At 71.2% G+C, this 3,921-nt stretch carries 1 protein-coding gene; it reads left to right on the forward strand.

The features are described from left to right. Positions 1–3,748: golvesin C-terminal-like domain-containing protein (locus EIO58_RS18885; RefSeq protein WP_164861718.1), on the forward strand; the 3,748-nt coding region annotated here is incomplete at its 5' end. Positions 3,749–3,921: the final 173 nt, after the last annotated feature.

Genomic DNA, 3,921 nt, shown 5'->3' on the forward strand with positions numbered 1-3,921 from the left:
GGCCACGCCGCCGGTCGTCACCGTGCAGGTGACCGAGACGACTCCCCGCGCCGACGGGACCGTGCCGTTCTCGGTCACGGGCACGTGGCAGCCGAGCGCGGTGACGGGCCCCGACGGGGCTCCGTCGCGCTACAGCACGAGCGCCGCCGCCACCGCGACCTGGACGCTTCCCGTTGCGCACGCCGGCACATACCGCGTCGAGGCGGGCGTGCCCGATGCCGGCAACTCCGAGTCCGCGGCTGTGTACACGGTGTCGGGCGGCAGCGGCGCGTCGACCACCACCACGGTGGACCAGAACGCCGAGCGCGGTGCCTGGACCGACCTCGGCTCGGTCGAGCTCTCGGCGGGCGAGACCGCGACGGTACGCCTGAGCCGACAGGCGACGACGACCGGGATCAACACCCGTGCCGCGAGCGTGCGGCTCGTGCCCGACGAGCCCGGCAACCCTGGGTCGACGGGCCTGCCGTTCAGTGAGGCGTGGTCCGGCGGCACCGCAGGCTGGACTCCGCTCGCGGGGGCCCTGAGCTCGTGGAGCGTCGAAGGCGGGGAGGTCGATGCGGTGACGATCGACAACCTCGCGGCCACCTCGGGAAGCTATTTGCGGCCGACCGCCGAGATCAACCTGCCCGACGCCTACACACTGCGCACGTCCGTGCGGGCGGACCAGCTCGCGGCGAACGGCACCGTCTCGCTGCTCGTCGACGCGGCCGCGCCGTACAGCCATATCGCCCGCAACACCGCGATCCAGATCACCGCGACCGGCATCACGCTCGCGAGGCCGAACGGCGGCACGGTGCTGTGCACGGGCCGCGCGCCGATGGACCTCGGCGAATGGGCGAATGTCGAGATCACCCGCGCCAACGGGATCCTGGCGGTGCGAGTGGACAGCGCGCTCGTCGCCGCCGTTCCCGCGGGTGACGCCGGCGGCACGATCGGCTTCGGCGCATACCGGGCCGACGCGCGCATCGGCGGCATCGGCGTCGAGCAGCTCGACTCGGTGCCCGCGGGCCATCCCGCGACGGCGTCCGGCTGCAGCTGGACCCCTTCCACGGGCGCCGGCGCGCCCCAGCCCGTCGTGGTCAACCAGAGCGGCTACGACCTCGGGGGTCCGAAGCGCTTCACGGCGCCCAACGCGCTGGACGGCGAGAGCTTCCAGATCGTCGATGCCTCCGGCGCGGTGGTGCACGAAGGCACGGTCCAGGGCAGGATCGGCGACTTCACCGACTTCGACCCGGCCGAGACCGGCCCCTTCCGCATCCTCGTCCACGGCGTCGCCGGCGAGGGAGACTCGTACGAGTTCGGGATCGGCGCGAACTGGACCGAGCGCATCGGCTACGACCACGCGATCGCATTCATGAGCGACGTGCGGTGCTTCTTCGGAGACCTGACCGGCAAGCCCCTCAACGGAACGCATCCCCACTGCATGCGCGGCCTCGGCTGGCGCGACTCGCACCAGATGTCGTTCGAGCTGTCGAGCCTCGTCGACCTCTACCTGGCCAACCCGACCCCGATCGCCGCCATCCGGATGCCGGAGGCGGTCTACGAGGGTCTCCAGTACCCGACCGCGGAGGGAAGCCCCGAGATCGCACGCCTGCTCGCGTGGGGCGCCGAGATCTACCTGCGCGGCCAGTACGACCACGTGTTGGTCAAGGAGCAGCTCGCGTCGTTCCTGTGGGCGTACCCCGAGTTGTCGGAGTGGATCCCGCGGGCGCTCTACGAGGACGTGCGCGACTACCTGTTCCCGATCTGGTCCAAGACCGCCTACGGCCGGTACTTCTGGCACGACTACACGCCGCACACCGCCGACCTGCTGCAGGTCTACACCCAGATCGGCACCGGCAAGGGCGAGTTCCCGCCCGGTCACTCGATCGTCCCCAACCTGCGAATGTGGGAGGTCGCCGTCCGTGAAGGGCGTGACGACGCCGAGCTGTACCGGGATGCCGCGATCGCACAGGCGCGGTGGCTCATCGACGACGTCGACCTCGCCGATCCCGGCACGACGAAGGGCCAGCGCCAGGGCGAATACCACCTCATGACCTCGCTCGCCACGCTCGCGACGACGCTCGCCGACGAGGCGCCCGACGGCATCGCGGAGTTCGCCGCCGAGTGGGCAGAGGTCGCGATCGGCCGGTCGGCGAACATGTGGGACTTCCGCAGGTACAGCGACGACCGGTGGACGATCCCGAGCTTCACCGGCGGAGGGTCGGGCGAAGACCCGAACGAGTCCGGCAACGTGCTCGGATTCCCCGCCGCGGCGCTCGCGGCGACGACGATGATCGACGATCCCGCGATCGACGCACGCCTGACCGAGATCGCTCAGGCGCACGTCGACAACGTCTTCGGCCGCAACCCGACCGGCCGCGCCGCGCAGTACCGGATCAACGACCCGGAGCTCGCGTTCGAAGGGCTCGACCTCGGCTGGTTCTCGGAGTACCAGGGCGGCTACGGTCTGCTGCAGGGCGCGCCCGGCGTGTTCGACGGCAGCCCGAAGAACGGTCACTACCCCTTCAACCCCGGCGTCGCGAACATCGGCCACACCGAGGGCTGGGTGACCTTCACGACCGCGTGGGTCGAGTCGCTCGCGTGGCGCGCCTTCACCTCGAGCACGATCGCCCTCGACCGCGCCGAGGCACCCGCGGACGGATCGGTCACCGTGACGCTGCGGGCGCCATTGAACATGGATGCCGCGGGTGGGAACACCGGCGAGGTGCGCGTCACCGTCGACGGCACGCCGGCTGCCCCGATCGTGGTCACGCAGACCGCCGTCAACGCGCTCGACTACACCGCCGAGCTCGACATCGCCGCGCTCGGCGCGCAGGCGGGCGACATCGTCACGGTCAGCCACGGCGTCGGATCGTTCGCCCGCACCGCGGCGCTCGCGGTGACCGCGTCCGCCGACGACACCCCGCCCGTCATCGCGGGACTCCCCGCCGACGGCACGCTGGTGAAAGACAGCGACACGCTGCGCCTCGCGATCAGTGCTGCCGATCCCGAGTCGGGCGTCGACCGGCTCGAGGTCTCGTTCGACGGCGGGCCGGTCGCACCCGACGCCGAGATCGACCTCGACGGAAGGGCCGGCGCCCACACCGTGAGCGTGCGTGCCGTCAACGGGGCGGATGCCGCGGCCGAGGAATCCGTCACCGTCTTCGTCTTCGCAGACACGAACCCGACGTCTGCTCCGGGCCGCGGGTCGCTGTCGAACACCAGCGGTCACGCGTACGGACTGCACGACGGTGCGTACGACGTCGTGATGAACCTCTGGTGGGGCACGCCGGGCGCGGCGTTCCGGCTGTACGAGAACGGCGAGCTGATCGCGACAGAGGTGCTCGATCCGGCCGGCGGAATGTCACAGATCACGGGTGCGAGCTTCACCGGCAAGCCCGACGGCACCTATGTCTACACCGCCGAGCTCATCAACTCGCGCGGTGCGACGGCCACCACCTCGACCACCGTGAAGGTGGTGCACGCCGCGCCGGCCGCACCCGTGGCGAGCCATGACGACTGGGATCGCGACGGCTCGTTCACCGCGACCGCGAACCTGTGGTGGGGCACCAATGCGACGTCGTACCGGTTCGAGCTCGACGGGACTGTCGTCGGCTCGGGAGCGCTGGCGGCTAGCACTCCGGAGGCTCAACGCGTCTCGGTCGCGCTGAACGGCGTCGCCGCCGGCACCCACACGCTGGTCGCCGTCTTCGCCAACGCGAACGGCGAGACCGCGTCGAGGCCCGTGACCGTCACCGTCCGATGAACGGCACGACAAGACAGAGCAGGACACCGACAAGGGGAGGAAGCCGACGACGAAGAACCGATGGCGGGCTTCAATCGCCTCAGGCCTGCATCGCGGGGCCCGTGCTCCCGGGCGGACCGGCATGGTCCGGCGGGCCCGGCGGGCCCGGCGGGCCCGGCGGGCGGGCGCACGCT

Origin of the sequence: Microbacterium sp. CPCC 204701 (assembly GCF_004010105.1) — a bacterium.
In the GTDB taxonomy this organism is placed as follows: domain Bacteria; phylum Actinomycetota; class Actinomycetes; order Actinomycetales; family Microbacteriaceae; genus Microbacterium.